Origin of the sequence: Streptomyces sp. NPDC088915 (assembly GCF_044749825.1) — a bacterium.
Lineage (GTDB): Bacteria > Actinomycetota > Actinomycetes > Streptomycetales > Streptomycetaceae > Streptomyces.
Genome location: NZ_JBIVIR010000028.1, coordinates 1 through 21,903 on the forward strand (window position 1 = coordinate 1; position 21,903 = coordinate 21,903).

The following is a 21,903-nucleotide window of genomic DNA, read 5'->3' on the forward strand; positions in this document are numbered from 1 at the left end:
CCACTCGCTACGACAAAACCCGAGAGTCCTACCAGGCGGCCGTCACCATCGCATCCCTCTTCCTCTGGCTCAACCCTCTTTGAAGACACCGCCTAGTGCAGAAGCTGCGCCGGTATTGGGGGTGGGGCCGACTGCTGCCGAAAGACGCGCACAAGCTCACCGTGGACCTGGTCCGCTCGCGGCCGGACGCGATCGAGGACGTCGACCACGACAAGCGGCTGTGGCGGCGGTTCTACCCGCCGACCGGCCGGGAGGGCCTGGTCCCCCTCGCGTTCGTGTTCGCCGATACCACCGAGGCGAAGGTCGCCAATACGGTCGCCGTGCTGGAGGCGGCCGGCCGCCGCTATTGGGCTTCGCGCCGGTTCGACACCTACCACCGGGGGATCACGGCCCAGGACTACCGCCAGGCGGTGCCCGTCGTCGTCACCACTCTGGAGCAGCTGACGGAGCACGGCGCCGGCGCGGCGGTGTGGCGGCGGCTGGGACGTGCCCAGGAGCAGACGCTGACCGACGCGCTCGACAATCCCGACGGTCACGCCCTCTACTACCGCCAGTACGCCCGCGCCGAGGCGGAGGACGCCCGTCGCCGCGCCGCTGAGCGGGAGGCGCGGCGGCCGGTGTGCAAGCGGAAGTTCACCGACCAGCGCTGGGAGGAGACCACCGCACACCGGACGGCCTGGAAGGCCGGGCACGTGTCCGTATGCGGCACCTGCCACGCCGACGACGTCGCCCGCGAGAAAGCCGCCGACGAAGCCGCCCGCCTCCAGGCCGCCGCACCGCCGGAGCCGCAGGGCAGCCCCGAGCCGGACCGGGTCCGCGGCTGGTTCCGCCGGCGTACCTAACCCCACAAGCCCGCTGTGCGGTCGGCAGCCGCCGGGCCGCACAGCGGGACCGGCCGCGAAGCCACCGCACCACCGGGCGGGACGGACGGGCCCACCCGACGCCGCCAGCATCCCGCAGGCCCTACACAAGCCGCATGAGACGCAACCGAGAACAGACCGCACCCCAGGATCTGCCGGGCGGCCTGTGGCACGCCCTGACCCAGCTCCACCACACCACCCCGACCCGGTGGGCCATGTCGGACAGCTCGCCCGCCCGGCCGGCCAGCTGTCCTTCACCACGGCTGCCAACACCATCCTTGCGGCCCGGGTACAGCTGAGCGGCGCGGAGACGATGCAGGAGGTGAACGACACGCCCCGTGCGATGATCGGTGACCTGCCCCACGCGCACTGCACCGGGCCCGGCGTCGCCCTGGAGCTCACTCTCAGCAGGCGCCAGGACCTTCCGGTCCACGAGGCGCACGCCGCCGGACTTACCCGGCTCTTCCGGCATGCTGCCAGCACCATCGGTGCCCGCAGCATGCCGGGAGACGGCCGGTGCTTCCACTGCGACGGGACCGGGCGCGCCCGACCCCTGTGGGAGCTGGCCGGGCACGCGTGAGCGGCACGCAAGAACAACACCCGCGCGCCGGGCCGCCCTTTCTGGACAGCGTGCGGCGCGGGCGGGCGGACTACGGAGGCTTACGCCGGAACGGGGGCCGGGCGCAGTGCGGCGAGCGCCGGCCCTTCTGCAGGGGCTTTCAGAACATGCCGTTGTCGTTGGCCGACTGCACTGGGACGTCCTGGATGACGTCCCAGTGCTCGACGACCTTGCCGCCCTCCAGGCGGAAGTAGTCCGCCAGAGTCCGGCCGGGGTTGTCCGGGTTGCCCGGCTCCAGGTCGAGGTGGGAGTGGGTGACGACCAGGTCGCCTTCGGCGATGACGCGCTTGATGTCCAGCTTCAGGTCCGGGTACTCGCCGCGCAGCCAGTGCACGAAGCCGGTGAACGCCTCGGGGCCGTCCTGGGCATCGGGGTTGTGCTGAACGTAGCGGGGGCCGAAGTGGTCCGTTACCGCCTTCTCCGGGTTCCCGCCGAAAGCGGTCTGGTAGTAGTCCACGACGACCTGCTTGTTGTGCTCAAGATCCGACATGAGTGTCTCCGCTCGGTGAAAGAGCTCCCGGAGACGCTGATAAGAAGCGGTTCGTAGCACCGGGAGCCCAGGATTGCTCGACTGGGTTCGCCCTCGCGTCATAAGAGGCTGCCTGGGCGGGCATGCCGACGCTGGTACTACTTTCTCTTGACGCCCCGCTCACCGCCGGACGCACCTCAGGATCTACCGCTGTCCGGCGGCGATCTCCTGACGCACCACCCACGTTAGCTTTCGCCGTCCGCTCTCGCGCACGGCGAAGGTCCCGAGCAGCAGGCCGCAAGTCCTTGGCCCGTGCCAGGATCTGCTCGCATGTCGCATCGTTCCGTGTCATCTACGGCGCCCGACCTGCTCTCGCAGGTTCGGCATGCCTTGATCCAGGCGGGATTTCATCTGGTCGAAGCGGAGGCGGAGGGCGACAGGCCGGGGCTTGCGGTGACGGAGGTGCCGGCTGGGGTGCTGGTGGGGTGGGCGGCCTCGGATAAATTCGCTTCGCTGGTGAGGAACCAGCGTGGCGCCTTGGGCGACAGCGTCCAGGCGGTCGTGCGGGCTGCGGTCTCGGGCCTGCTGGTTCGGCTGAGACACATGGTCACGGAACCGTCAGACGGCGGTGACCTGCTGGTTCTGGCCGACAAGTAGAGGGATCTACGGTCAGGGAGCTCGGCCCGGCAGCGTGGACAGGCCGGGGTCCTCCCGGAAGCGAGGACCCCGGCTGAAGGGGACACCAGTGCACGACGTGATCAGGGCATGGCGACGGCCCGCCGATCTCCGGTATTGACCGGGTACGCAGGGCGCGGGACGGTCGGTACGCAACTACGCGCAACCGGCTCGCTTCGGAGGGGATCATGGCGTTACTTTTCTTCGGCACGGACCCGAACTCGGGTGGAGGGAACTGCCCGGCGGTGTGGGTGGACACCGACACCGCCCGGGGCCCGCAATTGGTTCTGCAGGGCAAGCTCGCCGACGCGGCGATGCGGGCCTCCTGCGGTCAGGACAGTCCGCCCGCAGACGATGAGGGGATTGTCCGGATCCCGCTCAGCATGGTGGAGCAGATCAGGAGGGCGTGTGATGCCGCAGAGGCCGCCGGCACCCAGCTTTGAGGACCTGCTCGACTCCGCCCGGACCCACGCCCTGCACCTGGAGCTCCGCGACGTATACGCCGTGGGGGAGGAGCGCGAGGTCTTTGAGGCGTTCCTGCGGGACGGGAGTGTGCCCGCGGACGACTCGGCGTACTGGAGCGGATGGCTGCCGCTGGTGGAGCGGACCGTTGCCCGCGGGGTGAAGGTCCGCCGGGCCCGGATCGTCTCCGAGCCCGTCACCGACTACATCCGCTTCGAGCACGCCATCACCGACGCCAACTGCCGCGCCGGCGAACAGGTCCGCTGGCTGCCCCGCCGCCGCGCCTCCACCCTCGCCCTGCCCGGCAACGACTTCTGGCTCATCGACGACCGACTCGTGCGCTGGAACATCTTCTCCGGCGACGGCCAGGCCCTCGGACCCGACCACACCGACGACCCGCAGGCCATCAAGCTGTGCACGGAGGCGTTCCGCACCGTGTGGGACCTGGCCACCGACCACGCCGACTACCGCATCTGACATCACGCACAACCCAAGGGCCACGCACCTCATGACAACCGCCTCCCCTTCGTCCAGCGCACAGGCGGCCCGCGAGGCGCTCGCCGTCCGGCTCACGCACCTGCGCAAGGACGCCGGCCTCACCGGGAAGGAACTTTCCGCCCGGTGCGGCTGGCACCCCGCGAAGACCACCCGGATCCAGAAGGGCACGGCCGCGCCCTCGGACGCGGACATCCGCATCTGGTGTTCGGCGTGCGGCGCCAACGACCAGGCCGACGACCTCATCGCCACCGCCCGCGCGGTCGACTCGATGTACATGGAGTGGCGCCGGCTGCACCAGGGCGGCATGCGCCAGGTCCAGGAAGACTGGCTCGCCCTCCACGAGCAGACCCACCACTGCCGCGTCTACCTGTCCAACGTGCCGCCCGGCTTCCTTCAGACGCCGGCGTTCGCGACCGCCCTCATGAACCAGATCACCCGCTTCCAGGGCACCCCCGACGATGTCGCCGAAGCCGTCGCCGCCCGCGTCGCCCGCTCCCGGTTCCTCTACGAAGGCGGCCACCGCTACGTCGTCCTCATGGAAGAGTCCGTCCTGCGCTTCCGCACCGCCGACCCCGAGGCGATGCGCGGGCAGCTGCGCCACCTCCTGGCCGTGATGCCGCTCGCCTCCGTCTCGCTCGGGATCATCCCGTTCACCGCGCAGCGCACCGTGTGGCCGCTGGAGGCGTTCTACGTCCACGACGACACCATGGCCGTGGTGGAGACGCTGACGGCGGAGATCAAGGTGACGCAGCCGCGCGAGCTCGCCGACTACTTGAAGGCGTTCGCCGGCCTCGCGGAGATGGCCGTCTACGGCGATGCGGCCCGCGCCCTCATCCAGGCCGCGATCGATGCCCTGGAGTGAAGTTCCGCAATTCTCCGCAACTTCGTTGAGCGCGCGGACCACAGGTGCGTAGCGTCGACGGCACCGACGGACTACCAGCCGAAAGAGGCGGGGCCCCCTTGCGCTCACACACCGACCACACCGCCCCGGTCCCGGAGGGCCGCGGCCTCAAGTCGCCCGCCTACGGCGTCCCCTCACTGGCCCTGCTCGCCCGCGCGGACCGCGGCTTCGCCCGATTCCTCGGTCGGCACGGCGAGGACCAGGACGACGGAACCGGCGGCGAGGCCCCCCAGCAGTGACCGCTGGCCACCCGCACACGACGCTCCCGGCAGCGAGGCCCGCCATGCACACCAGCACCCACACGGTCCTGTACGACCCCGACGGCCTGATCGAAGCCGGGCTCCCGCTCGATCGCGAACCGTACGAGTGCCTCGTCAAGGCCATCCTCGCGTGGACCGGCGAGGACACCCTCACCGCCCGCGACTTGGAGCAGATCGCCCTCCAGCTGACCGGCCACGCCCGCGCGCTCGCCTCCGACGTCCGCCGCCGCGCCGACCAGCTGCCCAAGGACAGCGGACCCAGGGCGCTCGCCGACGTCGTCCTGCGCGAGGCGCAAGGCCGGCTGTCCGTGCCGATCGAGGGCACCGTGCGCTGCGTCCAAAACCGCGCCCGCCTCGTCCGCGCCCTCTACGAACGCCTGGACCGCCTGGCCGCCCCGGCCACTCAGGCTGTGTGAGTCGCCCACGCTACGCCAGGACGTCGGACACGCTCTCCAGCACGGCGCGCTGGTCCGCGTCCAGCAACACGTCGGCCTGGCGCAGCCAGCGCAGCGTCGTGCCGTTGACGCACAGCCTGTACAGGCCGGTCACCGGGAGCGGCCCGGCGCCGATGAAAGTGCCGGAAGAGGAACTCTCGTAGACGGGGCGGTAGCAGCCGGGGCACGGCATGCTCTCCTCGGGCTCGTCGGCCGACGGCGCGTCCGGGCCCAGGAGCGAGACGATCCGGCGCAGGTTCTGACCGGCATCGGCCCACAGCGCCATCGGCCGCTCCGCATGCCGCTTGAAGACCATGGCGCTGTCGGCACCGTCCTCGGCGCGGATATACGCGGCTGGGGCCGCCCCTTGAGGGGCGGCCCCAGCCGCGTCGTCGGGGGTATTACGGCTGGCTGTCGAGCCAGCTCAGCTTGTGGCCGTAAAGGACGCGCTGGCAGTAGTCCGTTTCCCCGGGATTATCGTCGCCGGCATGCGCCAGCTTGCAGTCGGTGGGTCCGGGGCGATGCTCGGAGATGGACCACAGGCGGCCGGTGCCGCGTTCGATGTACAGGTCCTCAGCGCCACGGGCGGTCTTGACGGCCTGCCCGGACGCGACGAGATTGCCGTTGCTCCAGCGGTAGCGCCACAGGTTGCCCGGCTCATCGATGCCCTTGGACTGATTGACGTACAGCGTGCCGTCCTTGGCCGCCGCCCCCTGTGCGCCGCCGTCGGTGAGCGGCAGGTAGTTGGCCCAGCCCTCGGCGGGCACGTCGGCGGAGCGGCCTTCCAGCGCGGCAATCGGGTAGGAGGCGATGCGGCCGGTGGAGGTGAGGCCGTCTTCCTCCCGCGGCTTGCAGTACTCGCCCAGGAGCAGGCGGTCCGGGGTGGTGCTGCGGTCCAGCGAGATCCAGGACGCCTTCGGCGCGCCGCTGGAGACGCATGCGTAGTCGCCCTTGGGGTTGCTCTGCAGCGCCTGGAACTTCCAGGCGGCCACCTGCGGCATGACGTAGCGGTAGCCGAAGCTGTACCAGACGTTGTTCTGCCGGCCGACCTTGGTCTTGTCCTCGATGTTGGCGGTCGTATTCACCCCGTCGGTGTCCGCGCCCATCGCGTCGTGCGTCGTGGGGTCGCCGTCCGGATCCAGGTCCATGATGTAACGCATGTCGAAGACGCGCAGCCCGTTACGGGTGTCCGCCAGGTACAGATAGTTGCCGTACCAGACGATGCCGCCGGCGTGCACACCGGTCTGGAGCGGGTTCTCCGAGGCGTGCAGCCCGTCGAAGGAAACGTGGTCGGCGGAGTTGATGTAGGTCCAGCCGAGCAGCACATGCCGGTACTTGACCTCGGGAGACCCGGTGGCCGGGTTGATCCGGCTCTGCACGAAGGTGATCCGGACGCCCTTCTGATTGCAGGCGTCGTCATCCTCCAGCTCACTCGCGGTGCAGTCGCCGCCCGGCTTCTCCGGGTCGTCGTTGCGGCCGGGATCCGAGCCGTCGTAGGAGGCGAACAACTGGATGTTGCCGGCATCGCCCCACAGCTCGTTGTCCTTGGCGTCGGAGACGCCGGTGACGCCCTGCGGTATCCACTCAGGGGAGACGGAGTCGTCGGACTGCAGGCAGTACTTGATATCGGGATCCGGGGCGATGCTGAAGGGATCGCGGGAGCACCAGGGGGTGATGTTGCGGTTCGCCCCGAGCAGCAGGCTCTGCACACCGGACTTCGGGAGCACCTTGTCCAGACGTGCGACCCGCTGGGTGGTTTCGGCGTTGAGCGCACCGGGGCCCAGCCTGAAGTCGCCGGGTGAGGCCGGGCCGCCGGGGGCCGTCCAGCCGCGGGCCAGGTTCGGTACTGCAGTGCCCTCGTCGGCCAAGGGCTCCTGGATCCAGGAATCGGGGACGCCCGGTGGCGTGCCGTCCGCCGACGGCCAAGGTCACCGGCGGTTCCGTGGGCCTCATCCACGATGGCGAGGTCGAAGCCGTCCATGCGCTGGCCATAGAGCCGCTCCCCGCCCGCGAGCGCGGCCTCCAGCGGCCCGCGAACTTTCCGCTGCCCCTCGGGAGCGTCCACGTCCTCCCGGTCCACGAGCGAGGCGTACGTGGCGAATACGATGACCAGTCCGTGTCCGGCCCACAGGGCGAGCTGGATAGGGTTCGTGGTGGTGCGCACCCCCAGCGAGTTCAGCACAGGGTCGTTCTCCAGCGAGCACACCGCGACCATCGGCGCCCGGTGGCCCACCAGGCGCCACGCCTGGGCGGTCTGGACGAGCAGGTCCAAGGTCGGGATCGTGACGAGGGTCCGGCCGTCCGCGAACGACTCCAGCGCGCACGCGGCGGCGGTGATCGTCTTGCCCGAGCCGGCCGCCGACACGGTCGCGCCGCCTACGACAAGGGGCCATGGCGGACGACCCGGTGAAAGGGGTCCAGGAACCCGAATACGTTCGGAGAACGGTTGCCATTCCGTCTCTGCACTGCGTAACGAAGGCGCTGGTCGTCGCCGACGAGGACTTTGCGCTGAAGATCGTGATGATGGCGGGGGCGGCCTGCGCAACGGTGAAGCGCAGGCGGTGAACGTCGACAACGTCGTGGCGGATGACGTCTACCGGGTGCGGGAGGCGATCGAGCGGTACGAGGCCAAGCACGGCACCACGAAAGACGGCTGCCTGCCGCGTGGGCCGGGTGGCTACTTCACCGAAGACGCTGAGTGGTCGCGTCATGTGGGTTTTCCCCGGAGACACCGAACCGAACGGCGGACAGACCAGGACTGTTCCGCGGAGTGTGCCGCAACCAGGCTCCGCAGGTTCGTGCTGCAGGACACGGACTTTGCGAAGTTTCAGGTGCGCCGGATGGGGAGGCCGGTCGCTGATCGGCCGTGCCGGTCCGCGAGCGGGAGTCGGAACGGAACGTGGCGAGCAGCCCCGGACGGGGACTGCCTGGGCCGGGTGCGGCCCCTCTTCGGAGGCGGATCGCGAGGTCGCCCGATTCCTCTGCGCACCACTGGACACCCCACTAATGTGGAGATCCTGATGCGGCGTCAATCGATGTACGGTCGCCGTCGGGGGCTTCGGCGCGCGCCCGTGTCACGACCCGGTGGGGGAACACCGGGCGACGCTGACGAAGGCACTTCGGGTACTGCCGCAGGACTGCAGGGGGATGGCCATGCCGTTGGTGTACGTACACGGAATCGCGAACCGACGCGAGCGGGGGGCGTACCGGGAGGACGCGCTGCGCGACGCGATGTTCCGGGAGCACCTGCTCGCCGGCCTGCCGGGCGGAGCCGCGCACACCGTCCGTACCGCGCACTGGGGCGACCTCGGGGGCAGCCTGGCGTGGAACGGGGACAGCTTTCCGCAGGGCCGGGTGGAGATCCTGGGTGGCGACGATCCGCTCGGCGAGCTCTCGCAGGAGGTCATCGACGACATCGCCCGGACCACCGAACCGAAGTCGGACCGCCTGGTGCTCGACGTGGCGCTGCGCTCCCTGCCCGACGCGCTCGACCTGCTCTTCGTGCTGGCCGGACTGTCCGGTACGGCGCGACTCCCGGCCGACGCTCTCGCCCGGCTCTCCCGGGTTCTGACCGACCGGTACGACGACGGGGACCGCCCCGGCACGGGGAGAGAGCTCCATCCCTGGCTGGCCGGTCTCCGGAGCGACGCGGACCTGATCGAGGAGCTGGCCGCACGGGCCGACGAGGAGGACGGCCCGGTACCCGGCACCACGGCCCCGGCCCGGACGCCGCTGCCCGCGCAGCGCGAAACCCTGGGCAACCGGTCCCTCTCCGACGCGTGGGGGTCCCTGAGGTCGGGCGCCGGCCGTCTGAGCCGAGCTGCGGCGTCCCGGCTGCTCTCCCGCCCCGTCGCCCGCCTGCGCACGGCGGGCGTGGAGAAGGTGCCGCTGCTGATCGGCGACGTGACGGCCTACCTGGCCCGCCGCGGGACCCGCGAGGAACCGGGACCTCTCGTACGCCGGGTGGTCGGGGTGCTGGACGAGGCGATGGCCGAGCGCACGGACGACCTGCCCCTCTACGTGATCGCACACAGCATGGGCGGGAACATCGTCCACGACATCCTCAGTCACTACCGCCCCGAGCTGCGTGTCGACGCCCTGGTGACCGTGGGCTCGCAGGTCGGGCTCTTCGAAGAGCTGAAACTCTTCCGGGAGAGCGACCCGACCGTCACCGGGGGGAGTGGCGCGCGTGTGCCCCGCGCGGCCGCGGCCGCCCGCTGGCTCAACGTCGTCGACGAGGCCGACCCACTGGCCTTCAGCGCCGAGCCGGTCTTCTCCGGAGTGACCGACTACACCTACGTTTCCGGCCGCCCGTGGGCGCACAGCGCGGCCCTGCACCAGCCGATGTTCCACGCCCGCCTCGCCCGCCGCCTCGCCGCGGGCACTCCGGCCGGCCGGGACGCCAGCACCCGATGACCACCCTCCTGAACCGGGGCGTGTCCACGCCTGCCATGCACGCACTGGTCATCGGAGTGGGCGGCTACCCGCACTGCGGCCGCTCCGCTCCTCGGGGCTCCCTGGCCTTCCGGCTGGGTGACCTGTCGACCGCGCAGCCCACCGCGGAAACCATGGCGTCCTGGCTGCTGGAGACCCAGCAGGACGACCGCGCGCTGCCACTCGGAAGTCTGGAAGTCCTCATCACGCCCAGCGGGGACGGATCGGCCGCAGTGGCCGGCGAAACAGTGGAGCGGGCTCGGTACGGCAATGTGGAGAAGGCCGTGGACCTCTGGTACGAGCGGTGCGACAATCCGTCGGCCACATCGTTCCTGTACTTCGTCGGCCACGGCTGCGCGCGCACCCGACACGACCAGGCCCTCCTGCTGGAGGACTTCGCCGCCCGGCGCAACCCCTTCGACGGAGCGGTGGACTCCGGTCGGCTCGTCGAGGCCATGGGCAGCTGCGGCGCCGGGACGCAGCTCTTCTTCTTCGACTGCTGCCGACACGTCCCGGAAGAGGTTCTCCCGACGACTGCGCTCGGGGCCCGCAGCCCGATCGCGCTGAGCGGCGACCCCGTCAGGAGGACCGCCCTGCTGACCCTCCACTCCACCTGGCACGGCACCCCGGCGCACGGATACCGCGGCGAGAGCACCCCGTTCTCCCGGGCTCTGCGTGACGCTCTTGACGGCGGTGCCTCCTGGCCGGGGGCCGACGGCGTGTGGCGGGTGGAGGCCGGCGAACTGGCCGGATCCGTACGGCGGCTGCACGAACGCCACGATCCCGCCGCCGCCTCGGGCGAGGTGAGGACCGGGGTGGAGAGCGAGGTGCCGACCGGCGTGGTGCTGCGTGAACTGGACACGCCGCCGCTGGTGCCGTTCACCGTGGACTGCGTACCGGCGGAAGCCACACGGACCGCCGAACTGCTGCTGGTGCGCGCGGAGGACGGCACACGCCTGGGCCCCCGTTCGGCCCCCGACCCCTGGACCGGGCAGGCCCGCGCCGGCGTGTACGAACTCAGTGCCCACTTCCCGCAAGGAGGCTGGCACGAGGCCGCGCTGCCCCTGCTGCCCCTGATGCCGCCCGCCTTCCGTCGTGATCTGCACCTGGAACAGCTGTGAGCAGCCCGCCAGGACACCAGCCGCGGCCGGACTCCACAGCGGCCACGGTCCGACTGGAAGCCGGAGCCCTGCCGGTGGGCAGCATTGCCGCGACGGTCCGGCTGGTCGACACGGCGATGCGCGACGCGGGCCGCCTCGCGGTGCGCGCCGGGACATCCGTATCTGTACGCCTGCCCGGCCCCGGCCGCTACCTGCTGACCGGCGAGACACCCGGCGGCGACCTGCTGGAGGGCATGCTCGACACCATCACCGGACCGTCGCAGGCCCGTCTCGCACCGGTCCGCACGGCGCCCGACGAGCAGCCCGGTACGCCCCCGGGGCCGCCGGACACCGCCCTGCACTGGAACGCCGCCGGACTGCCCGAGCCCTACCCGCTCACCGTCCCGCAACCGCCCGCCGCGCCCGCCCCACCGGACGGTACCGCGCCGTGGAACTGTGTCCTGGAGGCGCCCGGCCCCAGCGGCCTGGTCGTCCTCACCGTGGTGCCCGCGGGCGGCGAGGTGGTACCGGTCCCGCTGATGTCCCCGGCGGAACCGGGCCGCCCGCAGAAGCGGCCCGCAGTCCTCGGCTGGGCCGCCGCCCCACCGCCCGGGACGGCACTCACCCTTCTCGGATACCTGCACCGGTCGGCGCTCGCCGAGGCGGCCGTCGTCGCGGAATCGGTCATCGCCGAACACGGGCCCTCCCCGGTCGCCCACCCCGATCCGCTCACCGCACTGGCCGTCGGGCAGGCACTGCTGCGCACGGGCGACGCCCGGTGCCGTCCGTGGATCGCCGAACTCGTCAGGATCAGCCCCTTCCGGACCGACGCGCGGGTGCTCGCCTGGGAAGTGGCCCGACGCCTGCACGCGGACGACTCCGTACGCGCCGCCGAGGCCGTACGCTCCACGCTCACGCAGTCGCCGCCGCTCCTCGCCACCAGCCGACAGCGGCTGGTGCGCTGCCTGGACTGGGCCGCGGAGGTGACCGACGACCCGCGGCACGCGCGCGCCCGGGACATCGCTCTGGGCTGGGAACACGCCGCGGTCCCCGCCGTCTTCACCAGCTACACCGGGCACACGCCGCTGCGACCGGCCGCCTCGGGCATCCCCGTGTCCGACTTGGCCCTCGTCGCGCCGCTGCGCGCGGTGGCGGCGGGGACCGCCGTGCGGCGGCTGCCGCAGGGGCCGGACGCGGGCCCGGGGCACACCGTCGCCGGAGCGCAACGTCTCCGGTCCTTCCCGGGCCGCCCGGACCGGGTGGCCCGGCACCACGCTCCCCGCCGGTCGCCCAGTACGGATCTGCGGATCAGGGTGCCCGAACTCGTGGCGGACCTGGCGGACCGCGAAGGGGAACATCAGAGTGAAGCGGTGTCCTTTACCCGCAGCGGGGACGGTGGCGTCGAGGCGTCGCTGATGCTCCTGCCGGGACGGGAGGCCCTGCTGAAAGTCCGGGCGCCCCTGATCCCGCTCACCGGAGAAGTGGCGGCCAGGACGGACCCCTCGCAGCCGACGCCCGGTCCGGGCGCCGCCACCCCCCTCGTCACCGTCCGTGTCGAGGGGACGCCCGCCGGTGGGCCCGCGCTGACCCTGCTCGTGCCGATGACCGTCCCGACCGGAACTGGCGACGACCGCCTCTGGGGCGAGGTGGGGTTCGCCTGGACGGAGGCCGTCGGTGACGTGGTCGTGGAAGCCGAGGTGCGCCTGGCCGCCGACGTGACCGAGGAGGACGCCCCCCTGGTCGTCCGCTCCTTCGTCGCGGCGAACACTCGCCGCCGCAACACCTGGCGGGCGATCGCCCGGGCCCTGCCGGAAGGGCACCCGATCCGTACCGCTGTCGTCGCGGCGGTCCGTTCCCACCCGCCCGGCGCGGACGGCAGCGGCAGCAGCGGCTCCTGACAGCGCATCAACGGACGGCGGCCGGGCCGGTGAACCACGGTCCAGGAAGGCGAGACGCGTCGTGGCGGACAGCACGCGAAACGAAACGGCACCGGAGCCGGAGGAGCAGTCGTACACGCCCGGCGGCTCCGGACCGGACGCTCCGGACTCACAGGACGGATCACCGGAGTACCTGCGGTTCCTCGAACTGACCGGCACCCGCCGGTCATGGCTGCGCGTCCTGGCCGACGCCGTGCGCGAGGATCCCGCTTCGCTCGACAGGCTGTTGGCGCAGGGCAGCCCGGCGGCCGAGGCGTTCGCCTGCGACCGCCGCTGGCCGTCGGCCGCTGCCCCGGACCCCGACCCGCTCGCGGACGAGGTCTCCGTGGGCCTGCACACCGCCAGGACGCTCCTCGGCCTGGCGCGCGCCCTCACCCAGGACGGCCCGGCCGCCCCGGACACCGCACAGGAGGCCGTACGGGCCGCCGCCGCGCACTGGCGGGCGGCCGGAGTGCTCACACCCGGCACCGCCGCCGCTCCGGAACGCACGGAGGCCACCGGCAGCGGACCGCGTCGGCTGCTGCGCGCCATCCGACGGACGCTCCTGGGCACCGGCGCGGCGCCGGAACCCGTCGGTGGCCTGCTGCCGGACACCTTGCGCGACGGTCCCGACGGGGAGCACCGAGCTGACCGAGGAGCGCCGCCCGGCACCGTCGCCGTCCTCGCGGCGCTCGACGGCCTCACGGACCGCCCGGCCGCCGCCTTCGTGGAGATGCTCGTCCACGAGCTGGCCGGACGTCCCCCGACGGGCCGCGCGCGGCGGCGGCCGAAACAGCACGAAGCGGTGGTCCAAGTGCTCATGGCACGAGGATCCGTGGGTTTCCGGGGGGAGCTGCGACTGCGCCAGTTACCCTCGGGGCCCTGCGGACTCCACCCGGATCCGGCCTCCATGTCCTTCCTGGTGAGCCCGGACGGCCGCCTGGCGCAGAGCCTGTCCGCGGCGTGGCGGGCCTCGGGCGCGGAGGCTCGCGGCGGCTGTGTGCTGTGGTCGGTGACCGAGGAGTCGCCGGGCGGGCCCGGCAGCACCCCCTGCAACGACATCCGCGGTGGCTCGCTGGGCGCGGCATTCGGCGTGGCGCTGCTCGACCTGCCTGCGAGCCGTCCCGGCAGGCGGCTCCGACTGCCCCGGGTGATGCGCGAGAACACCGCCGTCACGGGGGCGGTCGGCCCCGCGGGAGAGCTGCGCAGCATCGGCCGACTGGGCCCCAAGCTCAAGGCCGCCCGCCGGGACAGCACGGTCGTCCTGCCCGAGCCCGACCGCTCGGACGCCCTGGAGGCCGTCCCCGGTACGGGCGTGGGCACCGCATTCGCCAGGGACCTCCGTGAGGCGTACCGCAAGACCTACCGGACGGCGTGGCGGCGGCTGGTCACCCCCGGCGTGGTGTTGGTGATGGCCTTGGTCGCCGGCGTGGTGGTATGGCTGGTGCAACGGGACTCCGACCGGGAACAGGCGCGCGCCGCCTCCCGCACGCTGGCGGCGGCGGCCTCGGCCCTCGGGGACACCGACCCCGCACGCCGGACCGTGCTCGCGGCGGCGGCCCTGGACGCGGCCGACACCCTGGAGGCCCGGGAGGCGGCGCTGACCGCGCTTACCGCCCGCGGGCGCGCCCTGCTCCCCGGCGCCGGGTCCTGGGCCGGCTTCTCCCCGGACGGCCGCCAACTGCTGACACTGGGCCAGGACCGGCGGATCCTCACCTGGGATGTCCGCACCGCGCAACGTACACGGACGATGTCCGACCGGACGTTCCGGTCCTCAGAGGGCGCCGCCCCCGACGAGGGCGCCCCGGTGGCCGTCTCGCCCGACCTGCGGACCCTCGCGACGAGCGACGAAGACGGCGAGGTCCTGCTGTGGGACCCATCGTCCGACGCGGAACCCCGGGGGCCGCTCCAGACCGGCGACAACGAGCCGGCCGCTCTCGCGTTCAGTCCCGACGGCCGACTGCTCGCCACCGTCCGCGGAGTCCGCGGCGCCACGTCCATGAAGCCGCTGCTGGCCGAGGTCCGCATCTGGGACGTGCGGACCGGCGCGCTCCTGCGCTCGATCCGCACCGACCACACCGCCCCGGTCCACGCGGTGGCCTTCAGTCCCGACGGCACGCTCCTGGCCACCGCTGCCGGACCGGCCGACTTGGACGGCACCCGCGCCGACTCGCGGGTGCGCATGTGGCGGGTCGCCGACGGCCGCAGCAGCGGACCTCTACTGCGCGGAATGTCCTCCCATGCCACCGTGCTCGCCTTCTCGCCCGACGGCGCGCGCCTCGCCTCCGGCGGCAAGGACGGCACGTTGCGCATCTGGCTGACCGGCGACGGCCGCGACCTGACCGGTCCGTTCGGGACCCACGAGGGCGGGGTGTCCGCCCTCGCCTGGAGTCCCGGCTCGGACCTGCTGGCATCCGCGGCGGCCGACGCCCCGCAGGTGAAGGTGTGGACCGGCGCCGGGACGGACACCCGTCTCGTCCTCGCGGCCCACAACGGTTCGGTCGCCCACCTCGCCTGGAGCCCGGACGGCCGCACCCTCGCCACCGGCGCACCGGTGGAGACGGGCCGCACAGGAGCGGTACGCCTCTGGGACCTGGACGAGGCCACCGGCCCGGGCATCGTCTTCCCGCTGGACGCCGCCGCGCGGCCCGCGGCCCTGGCGCTCGCGCCCAAGGGCGGCCGGTACGCGGCCGCGGGCTGGGACGGAGCCGTACGGATCGACGCGCTGGAGGGTGGCGTGGACGCCACGCGCGTGCTCACCGGCCCCGCCGCGGCCGCCACCGGGGTCGGCTTCACCCCCGACGGCCTCCGGGTCGTGACGGCCTGGGCGGACGGCTCTGTGGGCCTGCGGTCCACCGGTGGCCAGGAGATCTGGAGCCGACAGGAGCGCACACCGCTCTCCGCCCTGGCCCATGCCACCGGCGGCCCGGTCCTCGTGGCGGGCAACACCCGGGGCGAGGTCCTGGTGTGGGACGACGCGGACGGCCCCACAGCCGGAGCACCCCGGACCCTGGCCGGGCACAACGGCCGGGTCTCCGCCGTCGCCGTCGACGGGCCAGGGGCTCGGGCGGTCTCGACGGGGCTCGACGGAACCGTACGTCTGTGGGACACGGCGTCGGGACGGCAGCGCTGGAGCACCCGCCTGACGGACCCCCGCCGGGCCGGGGACCGGACACCGGTGGCAGCCACCTCCCTCGCCCTGGACGTCTCCGGACACCGCCTCGCCGTCGGTGGTGCCGACGGCGCGGTCAGGGTCTGGAAGCTCGGTCCCGACGGCCTCCCGGCGAGCGGCGCCGCGCCCGCCCAGCTGTACGGCCCCTCCCGTACCGTCACCGCCCTGGCCTGGCGCGGCACGGGCGCTGAGCTCGCCGCCGCCGACAGCATGGGACTCCTCACCCAGTGGAACGCGGACACCGGGCGCCTACAGAGCGCCATGGCGACGGGGGACGACGCCGACGACGGCAGCCAGGCCCTCAACGCCCTGGCCTACTCACCGGACGGCACCCGACTGGTCTCCATGGGAGCCGATCTGGTGGTGGAAGCCCGCCCGCTGGAAAAGGCCGTTCCGTCCGAGGAAGCAGACCACCTGTGGGGCACCCTCACGGAACCGCAGACGTCCTTCCTCGCCCCCCAGACGCCCGGCGGAACGCTCGTCTCGGTCCGGGCGGCCGTAAAGGCCAGCGATCAGCACGGCGGCGGGGACGGGCTTCACCTGACACAGGCGGTGGACGTCTGGGACGGCCCCGCCCGACGACTGCTCCGCACCTTCTTGATGGTGATCCCTGACCCCGAGACCACCGAGCCGCGGGCGGGTGCGCCCGCGGGCCCCGGTACCGCCTTCCACGTGAGCGGCGGCCCGGGGCCGGGGACCGGGACCCTGACCGTATTCGACACCGGGGGCCGTCTCTCCGAGTGGAGTCTCGCCACCGGCCGGCAGACCGGCCGGTCCCGCGCGCTCGGGCCCCCGAGGCAAGGGCGGTCGCCCGGGGCCGGGGCCGAAGGGGTGTGGTTCTCGCCTGACGGCCGCCTGCTCTCCGTCGCCGAGCGGGAGGACGAGCGGACCCTCCTCACGGTCCACGCCACCGCCGACGGTGGTGCCGTCCACCCGCCGGTGACGCTGCCGGTCCGGCCGGACACGACCGTGTTCTCTCCGGACGGGTCGGTGCTCGCGGTCGTGGGCCGTCTCGCCCAGGACGAGAATTCCCCGGTCGAGCTGGGCCTGTGGCGCACCTCGGACGGGCACCGGCTGTGGGTCTCGGGCCCACTGCCCGACGGTTGCGGGACCATGGCCTTCAGCGGGGACGGCCGGACCCTCTCGACGGTCTGCTCGGACGGCGTACGGCGCTGGGACGTCTCCGACCCCTCGCAGCCGGAAGGCGATCAGAAACCGAGCGGGGCAACCGGCATTGCTGCCGGTGGCGTGGCCGTCTCTCCCGACGGAACCCTCCTGGCCGCCGCCACGGGCACCGGCATCCGTCTCGTCACCGAGGACGGCACACGGCTCCTGTCGTTCCCGCACGACTCCGCCCTGGGCCCCTTCTTCTCACCGGACGGGCGTCGCCTGATCAGCGCCTCGGCGGGCGACGGAATCCGTTCCTGGGACACCTCCCGGCTCCGGGCCCCGCTCGCCGACCGGCTGTGCGAGCGGCTCGGCCGACCGGTCGGCCCGGAGGAGTGGAAGGCCGCGATGCCCATCGGATTCTCCGGCGGCTACCGGGAGCTCTGTGCGAAGTCCGCTTCCCCCAGCGCTCCCACGCCGTCCCCCTCCGGCCCGTCGTCGCGCCCGGGACCACCGTCCCCGACACCCACCGCATCGAGCGGCCCGCCCCGGGCACTGCCGCGCGCCACGCCCGTCACCCCGTCCCAGGCCTATCCGCCCCTCACGACGCGCTCCGCCGTGTCGTGGACCGCCTTCAGCGGGGACGGCGGGTCGCTGGTGGCCGCCCTGGAGAACGGCACGCTGGCGAGCTGGGACGCGACGACCGGTCGCGCCCGGGCCGCGCCCGACACCCAAGGCAGGCCCGTCGGGTTGGTCGACGTGGACCTCACCGGCTCGGCCCTGGTGGCCACCGGCGTCGACGACGACTCGGTACGGGTCTGGGACCTGCGCCGGGGCGGCGCCCCGCGCGCCACGGTGCGTCCCGGAAGAGCGGTGGGAGAGATCGCCGTCAGCGCCGACGGGTCCGTGTTCGCTCTGGGACTGGACACCGGGCGGATCGTGGTGCACCGCGCGTCCGACGGGAAGCTCCTGAGTTCCGTGGACCACCCGGAATCCCGTACGGGACGCGAGAGCGGACCGGTCAGCCGGCTCGCTCTGAGCCCCGACGGAAACCTGCTCGCCCTGGCGGACGCCTACGGGACGGTGTGGACGCACCGCACTTCGGACGGCGCGCTGCGTGCCGAACACCCCGGCCACACCGACGCGCTGACGTCCTTGCAGTTCTCCGGGGACGGAGCACTGCTCGTCTCCGGCAGCCGCGACGGCCGGGCCCGCGTGTGGCGGCTCGCCGACGACAGCCCCGTCGTCCTGGCCGCGGGCAGGAGGAGCGAACAGGTCACGGCGGTGGGCCTGGCACCCGACGGCAGCCGGGCGGTGACGCTGACGTCCGACGGGCTCGGCCAGGTCTGGGACACGGCGACTGGCCAGGGACGCGTAGCGCTCGGTGGGAGCGGGCAAGGCACGGCCCTTGACGTACGGGTGTGCCAGGACAGGGCCGCCGCCCTGACCACCGGCACCTACGACATGGCCGGGGGAGAGGGCACTGGCAACTGGTCCGCGGCGCTCTGGGACCTGGCCGCGGCCGACCGTGCGACCCCTCTGACCACTCTGGCCGGCCCGTCCGGCGGGGAGCTCTCTCCGGACGGCGGGCGGCTGCGCGGCTTGTCGGTCTCCCGGGACTGCACATCGGTCGCCCTCGTCCGCGACCTGTACACGACCGCGGTGGAGGTGTACCGACTGCGCTCGACCACCACGCCGTGACGTCCCACCCCGATGTGCTGTCCGTACGAGGGCCAACAGGATCGGCACAGTTGTTGTTGATCGGAGCACAGGAAGGCACCTGCCGGGCGAAAGCCCAGGCCAAGCGCCTTCTTTCGTAATGGTCGAAGAAGCCAGGCTTCTTCGACGAGTACGAATAGGAGGCCAGCAGGTTCTTACTGATCGTTTCAGAATGAGTTGAGCCGTGGGTCTTGCGCTCGACGATCTTGGTCGGCAGGGTGTCCGACGTGCGTGCTGATCTTGTTCCGGATGACCTGTGGGAGCGGGTGGCCCCGCTGCTGCCGCCCGCCCCCGAACGGCGCCATCGCCACCCGGGGCGGCTGCGTGTTCCCGATCGAGTGGCGCTCGCCGGCGTTCTGTATGTGCTGCGGACCGGTGTCGCGTGGCGTGACGTCCCCGCGGAGGCGGTGGGCTGTTCCGGGGTGACGGCCTGGCGCCGACTGCGGGACTGGACCGAGGCCGGTGTCTGGTCGCGCCTGCACGCCACCCTGTTGACCGAGCTTCGTCGCGCCGGCCTGCTGGACCTGGACGACTGCTCCGTGGACGGATCGCACGTCCGGGCGCTGAAAGGGGGGACCACGTCGGACCCTCGCCCGTCGATCGGGCCCGCCCCGGCTCCAAGCACCACCTGATTGTCGACCGGCACGGAACCCCGCTCGCCGTCACGCTCACCGGTGGCAACCGGCACGCCGTCACCCAGCTCCTGCCCCTGCTCGACGCCGTTCCGTCGATTCGGGGTCTGCGGGGGCGTCCCCGCCGCAAGCCCCGGCGCCTGTATGCCGACCGGGGCTACGACTTCGACAAGTACCGCCGCCTGCTGTGGAAACGCGGCATCAAGCCGATGATCGCCCGACGCGGCGTCGCTCATGGCTCCGGACTGGGCAAGGTGCGCTGGGTCGTCGAGCGTGCCTTCGCCTGGCTGCACCAGTTCAAACGGCTCCGCACCCGCTACGAACGACGCGCCGATCTCCACCAGGGCCTGCTCGAACTTGCCTGCAGCCTCATATGCCTGCGCCGCCTCCGAACCACATTCTGAAAGATCAGTAAGGGGCGACGCGTCGAAGTCGGTGCAGGGTAGCGAAGTCGGGTTCCTGCCCTTGCGAGCTGAACTCAGGTGAGGTCGAAGGTGACGCTCACGGAGCCGTCCCAGTCCGGTGCCTCCACGAGCGTGAGGGTTCCATCCTCGGCCTCGACGACTCGCACCGTGATCTCGCCGCAGTCCTCACCTGGAAACGCAATGGAGAAGTGGGGATCCATCTCCATGAGGAAGTCCCAGCCCTCGCGTTGGGTCGCGTCAAGGGCATTGGCATGCCGACCGGTCGCCCGCCACTTGCCGTCCGCGTCGACAGTGGCAGTTACGTTGATGTCGTACATTTCAAGGCAAATCGACTGATTAGCCCACCATTCGAGGCGGCCCTGACCCACGAATCGATCCATGAGCACACTATGCAGCCGTGCAGGCCGACCGGGCGAGCCTGCACGGCTGCCGGCCGTCGTGGGACAGGCCGCGACACAGAATTGCATGGGCAGACCGAACGGGCCCTCGCCTCATCCAGCGGTATCCCATAAGCCTTCGCCGCCTCGCGACCTCATTCTGAAACCATCAGTTAGTTCCCGAAGGGGTCAGGCCCTTCCCAGTCGCGATGCTCGCCCTGGCCCCAGCTCCCCTGCGCGGCCGCGCGATGATCAAGTCTGCGCTGGAGCACAGTGTCTGCCTTGGCTGCTTGCATTGCGGATTCGATCACGAACAGGCGGGCGAACTCATAGTCCGCATGGGTCAGCAACTTGTGCCCCACTTCCACATAGAAGCTGGCGTTTCCACCAAAGTAGCGCCCGACCTGAGGGGTAAGGACGTCGAACTGCGCGTATCGGGTGTAGTCGATTCCGAGTGCGGTTACGCGCATCGCCCGCTGTATCTCCTTAGTTGCCTTTGTGACACTCGATAGCTGTTTCGAGAGGTCCTTGATATGACTCAATAGGTCCGTTAGGCGCAGTTTCTTTACTTCTCTGTCTCTACCGATCTTCTGGCTCTCATCTCGGTAGTCCCCGACATCGCCGAACCGGAACGGTGGCCTATAGGCCGACCGTCGGGTCTCGGTGTAGTGCTCGATGAGTTCCGTGAAGGCGATCGAAAGTGCTGCCATCGCCTGCGGCAAGTCTCCATTGTCTGCACAACTCTGCGCGAATTGCAGGAAGTTCACAGTTTGCGACCTCGCCACGAGGTCGATCATGTCGATCTGCGTGAACGACCCCCCAAAGATCAGGGGGGTGGCATCGGTGAAGAATGTCAGCACGTCCGCACGAACCTGGTCAATGTCTGTAGGGGAGGGAACGGCGCCATGGTGCTTGAGGTTCACTCGGAGCTTATTCATTCGCTCCATGGCTTTCTTGCTCGGCAACTGCGCGTTGGCCGGCAGACCAGCCGCAAGCTTTTCCCAGTACTGAGAGAAGTTGATCTGAGTGGGAAGACCGACTTGGAGGTGTTCCCCCGCGAGAACAAGGAACAGCTCGACTGCGTCATGAAAGGACAGCACAGCAGTCGCCGCCAGAGGCTGAGGCTGCCGAGACTGCGCCACGCCCTGCTCGTGGAGGAAGCGGATGAAGGCCAGCCTCTGCACGGTCTGAGGTGTAAGCGGGTTGGACGGGATGGTCATCTTCCCTCCGGACGCCGTGGGTGTGGCAAGCCGAGATCGATAGGACCTCGACGGTTGAGCCGTAGACCCTCGCCGCGCTTGGCGCGCAGGAACGTCAATGTTAGGTGGATGCCGTCGATCTCACCGAGCCACTTCTCAGCCCCTGCCTGCCTTCGCCTGACCTGAAGATCTTCCTCCAATTCATCCAAACGCGCCAGCATTTTCGGGTTGATCTGGAGCGTCGGACAGCGGATGCCTGCATCCGCTGCCCGGTCCTCCAGATGGACCCCCGCCAGAAGCCCCGCCTCATCGAGATCATCCAGAACCTCCGCGACCGCATCCGCGAAGCCCGCGCCAACGGCTGGCTCGGCGAGGTCGAGGGACTTCAGATCAGTTTCGACGCGGCGATGGCCAAGCTCAAGAGCCTCAAGAACATCCCCACCGACGGACGCCCTCAACTGGTCGACCTCGACATGCCCGTCTTCACCGACGACGCATCACCGTCTCAACCGGATGAAGGAGAACCCCGGCCACGAAGCTGATCACCCCGCATCACCGGCCCGCCCCAGGCGGGGCCGCTCTCATCCAGGGGCTGTCCGGCGAATCTCCTGACCGAGGAATGACCGTGTGGGCCGCGGTACATC

20 protein-coding genes and 1 pseudogene are annotated in these 21,903 nt (G+C 71.4%); 15 read left to right on the forward strand and 6 right to left on the reverse strand.

Annotation, left to right across the window (positions count from 1 at the left end):
* Window positions 1–95 precede the first annotated feature (95 nt).
* A complete protein-coding gene (locus ACIP5O_RS34695) occupies window positions 96–842 on the forward strand; it encodes a hypothetical protein (protein ID WP_401301167.1) in 747 nt (248 codons plus the stop codon).
* 226 nt (window positions 843–1,068) lie between these two features.
* Window positions 1,069–1,440, forward strand: coding sequence for a hypothetical protein (locus ACIP5O_RS34700; protein WP_401301170.1), 372 nt, complete (start codon window positions 1,069–1,071; stop codon window positions 1,438–1,440).
* A 139-nt stretch (window positions 1,441–1,579) separates the two neighbouring features.
* Here ACIP5O_RS34700 and ACIP5O_RS34705 read toward each other — a convergent pair whose 3' ends face one another.
* Window positions 1,580–1,969 carry an ester cyclase gene (locus ACIP5O_RS34705; protein ID WP_401301172.1) on the reverse strand — a complete coding sequence of 130 codons (390 nt, stop codon included), beginning with the start codon at window positions 1,967–1,969 and terminating at the stop codon, window positions 1,580–1,582.
* A gap of 309 nt (window positions 1,970–2,278) precedes the next feature.
* Here ACIP5O_RS34705 and ACIP5O_RS34710 point away from each other — a divergent pair, with 309 nt between their 5' ends.
* The 6 genes from ACIP5O_RS34710 to ACIP5O_RS34735 all read left to right on the forward strand — a co-directional run bounded on the left by ACIP5O_RS34710 (window position 2,279) and on the right by ACIP5O_RS34735 (window position 5,160).
* Window positions 2,279–2,605 (forward strand): hypothetical protein, encoded by a 327-nt coding sequence (locus ACIP5O_RS34710; protein ID WP_401301175.1) that lies wholly within the window; start codon window positions 2,279–2,281, stop codon window positions 2,603–2,605.
* 206 nt (window positions 2,606–2,811) lie between these two features.
* Window positions 2,812–3,066: a hypothetical protein gene (locus ACIP5O_RS34715; RefSeq protein ID WP_401301178.1), complete on the forward strand. Its 255-nt coding sequence runs from the start codon at window positions 2,812–2,814 to the stop codon at window positions 3,064–3,066.
* Window positions 3,035–3,562, forward strand: coding sequence for a DUF6879 family protein (locus tag ACIP5O_RS34720; RefSeq protein ID WP_401301181.1), 528 nt, complete (start codon window positions 3,035–3,037; stop codon window positions 3,560–3,562). The genes ACIP5O_RS34715 and ACIP5O_RS34720 overlap by 32 nt, the downstream gene beginning before the upstream one ends.
* Before the next feature lie 31 nt (window positions 3,563–3,593).
* A complete protein-coding gene (locus tag ACIP5O_RS34725; protein ID WP_401301182.1) occupies window positions 3,594–4,445 on the forward strand; it encodes a helix-turn-helix domain-containing protein in 852 nt (283 codons plus the stop codon).
* A gap of 98 nt (window positions 4,446–4,543) precedes the next feature.
* Window positions 4,544–4,723, forward strand: coding sequence for a hypothetical protein (locus ACIP5O_RS34730; protein ID WP_401301185.1), 180 nt, complete (start codon window positions 4,544–4,546; stop codon window positions 4,721–4,723).
* Between the two features lie 44 nt (window positions 4,724–4,767).
* Window positions 4,768–5,160, forward strand: a complete 393-nt coding sequence (locus ACIP5O_RS34735; protein ID WP_401301188.1) for a DUF6415 family natural product biosynthesis protein — start codon at window positions 4,768–4,770, stop codon at window positions 5,158–5,160.
* A 10-nt stretch (window positions 5,161–5,170) separates the two neighbouring features.
* On the opposite strand, the gene ACIP5O_RS34740 is transcribed toward ACIP5O_RS34735, so the two are convergent.
* From ACIP5O_RS34740 to ACIP5O_RS34750, 3 genes and pseudogenes are all read right to left on the reverse strand, one after another.
* Window positions 5,171–5,494: a hypothetical protein gene (locus ACIP5O_RS34740; protein ID WP_401301191.1), complete on the reverse strand. Its 324-nt coding sequence runs from the start codon at window positions 5,492–5,494 to the stop codon at window positions 5,171–5,173.
* Window positions 5,495–5,579: 85 nt separating this feature from the next.
* The gene (locus ACIP5O_RS34745; protein WP_401301194.1) at window positions 5,580–7,046 is read right to left on the reverse strand and encodes a hypothetical protein; all 1,467 of its coding nucleotides are present in this window, start codon (window positions 7,044–7,046) and stop codon (window positions 5,580–5,582) included.
* Between the two features lie 14 nt (window positions 7,047–7,060).
* A pseudogene (locus tag ACIP5O_RS34750) lies at window positions 7,061–7,609 on the reverse strand (DEAD/DEAH box helicase family protein); the annotation flags it as partial.
* Here ACIP5O_RS34750 and ACIP5O_RS34755 point away from each other — a divergent pair.
* The 6 genes from ACIP5O_RS34755 (at window position 7,570) to ACIP5O_RS34780 (ending at window position 19,662) form a co-directional block, all read left to right on the forward strand.
* Window positions 7,570–7,743, forward strand: a complete 174-nt coding sequence (locus ACIP5O_RS34755) for a hypothetical protein (RefSeq protein WP_401301197.1) — start codon at window positions 7,570–7,572, stop codon at window positions 7,741–7,743. The pseudogene ACIP5O_RS34750 and the gene ACIP5O_RS34755 overlap by 40 nt on opposite strands.
* Window positions 7,744–8,331: 588 nt before the next feature.
* Window positions 8,332–9,594: a hypothetical protein gene (locus ACIP5O_RS34760; protein WP_401301200.1), complete on the forward strand. Its 1,263-nt coding sequence runs from the start codon at window positions 8,332–8,334 to the stop codon at window positions 9,592–9,594.
* Window positions 9,591–10,733, forward strand: a complete 1,143-nt coding sequence (locus ACIP5O_RS34765) for a hypothetical protein (RefSeq protein WP_401301203.1) — start codon at window positions 9,591–9,593, stop codon at window positions 10,731–10,733. The genes ACIP5O_RS34760 and ACIP5O_RS34765 overlap by 4 nt, the downstream gene beginning before the upstream one ends.
* A gap of 74 nt (window positions 10,734–10,807) precedes the next feature.
* Window positions 10,808–12,610 (forward strand): hypothetical protein, encoded by a 1,803-nt coding sequence (locus ACIP5O_RS34770; protein WP_401301206.1) that lies wholly within the window; start codon window positions 10,808–10,810, stop codon window positions 12,608–12,610.
* 61 nt (window positions 12,611–12,671) lie between these two features.
* Window positions 12,672–18,608, forward strand: coding sequence for a WD40 repeat domain-containing protein (locus ACIP5O_RS34775; RefSeq protein WP_401301208.1), 5,937 nt, complete (start codon window positions 12,672–12,674; stop codon window positions 18,606–18,608).
* Window positions 18,609–18,853: 245 nt separating this feature from the next.
* Window positions 18,854–19,662, forward strand: a protein-coding gene (locus tag ACIP5O_RS34780) for an IS5 family transposase (protein WP_401301211.1) whose coding sequence is annotated in 2 segments (ribosomal slippage) — window positions 18,854–19,193 and window positions 19,193–19,662 — 810 coding nt in all. Because the reading frame shifts where the segments join, the coding sequence is not laid out codon by codon here.
* A 74-nt stretch (window positions 19,663–19,736) separates the two neighbouring features.
* Here the strand turns inward: ACIP5O_RS34780 and ACIP5O_RS34785 are convergent.
* Window positions 19,737–20,063 (reverse strand): hypothetical protein, encoded by a 327-nt coding sequence (locus ACIP5O_RS34785; protein WP_401301214.1) that lies wholly within the window; start codon window positions 20,061–20,063, stop codon window positions 19,737–19,739.
* Between the two features lie 170 nt (window positions 20,064–20,233).
* Window positions 20,234–21,280 (reverse strand): hypothetical protein, encoded by a 1,047-nt coding sequence (locus ACIP5O_RS34790; RefSeq protein ID WP_401301217.1) that lies wholly within the window; start codon window positions 21,278–21,280, stop codon window positions 20,234–20,236.
* A 104-nt stretch (window positions 21,281–21,384) separates the two neighbouring features.
* Here ACIP5O_RS34790 and ACIP5O_RS34795 point away from each other — a divergent pair, with 104 nt between their 5' ends.
* The gene (locus ACIP5O_RS34795) at window positions 21,385–21,801 is read left to right on the forward strand and encodes a hypothetical protein (RefSeq protein WP_401301219.1); all 417 of its coding nucleotides are present in this window, start codon (window positions 21,385–21,387) and stop codon (window positions 21,799–21,801) included.
* Window positions 21,802–21,903: the final 102 nt, after the last annotated feature.

Bases quoted from the DNA above. Each gene is read 5' to 3' on its own strand.
- ACIP5O_RS34705 (WP_401301172.1), bottom strand. From the start codon at position 1,969: ATGTCGGATCTTGAGCACAACAAGCAGGTCGTCGTGGACTACTACCAG.
- ACIP5O_RS34710 (WP_401301175.1), top strand. From the start codon at position 2,279: ATGTCGCATCGTTCCGTGTCATCTACGGCGCCCGACCTGCTCTCGCAG.
- ACIP5O_RS34715 (WP_401301178.1), top strand. From the start codon at position 2,812: ATGGCGTTACTTTTCTTCGGCACGGACCCGAACTCGGGTGGAGGGAAC.
- ACIP5O_RS34720 (WP_401301181.1), top strand. From the start codon at position 3,035: ATGCCGCAGAGGCCGCCGGCACCCAGCTTTGAGGACCTGCTCGACTCC.
- ACIP5O_RS34725 (WP_401301182.1), top strand. From the start codon at position 3,594: ATGACAACCGCCTCCCCTTCGTCCAGCGCACAGGCGGCCCGCGAGGCG.
- ACIP5O_RS34735 (WP_401301188.1), top strand. From the start codon at position 4,768: ATGCACACCAGCACCCACACGGTCCTGTACGACCCCGACGGCCTGATC.
- ACIP5O_RS34740 (WP_401301191.1), bottom strand. From the start codon at position 5,494: ATGGTCTTCAAGCGGCATGCGGAGCGGCCGATGGCGCTGTGGGCCGAT.
- ACIP5O_RS34755 (WP_401301197.1), top strand. From the start codon at position 7,570: ATGGCGGACGACCCGGTGAAAGGGGTCCAGGAACCCGAATACGTTCGG.
- ACIP5O_RS34760 (WP_401301200.1), top strand. From the start codon at position 8,332: ATGCCGTTGGTGTACGTACACGGAATCGCGAACCGACGCGAGCGGGGG.
- ACIP5O_RS34765 (WP_401301203.1), top strand. From the start codon at position 9,591: ATGACCACCCTCCTGAACCGGGGCGTGTCCACGCCTGCCATGCACGCA.
- ACIP5O_RS34785 (WP_401301214.1), bottom strand. From the start codon at position 20,063: ATGGATCGATTCGTGGGTCAGGGCCGCCTCGAATGGTGGGCTAATCAG.
- ACIP5O_RS34790 (WP_401301217.1), bottom strand. From the start codon at position 21,280: ATGACCATCCCGTCCAACCCGCTTACACCTCAGACCGTGCAGAGGCTG.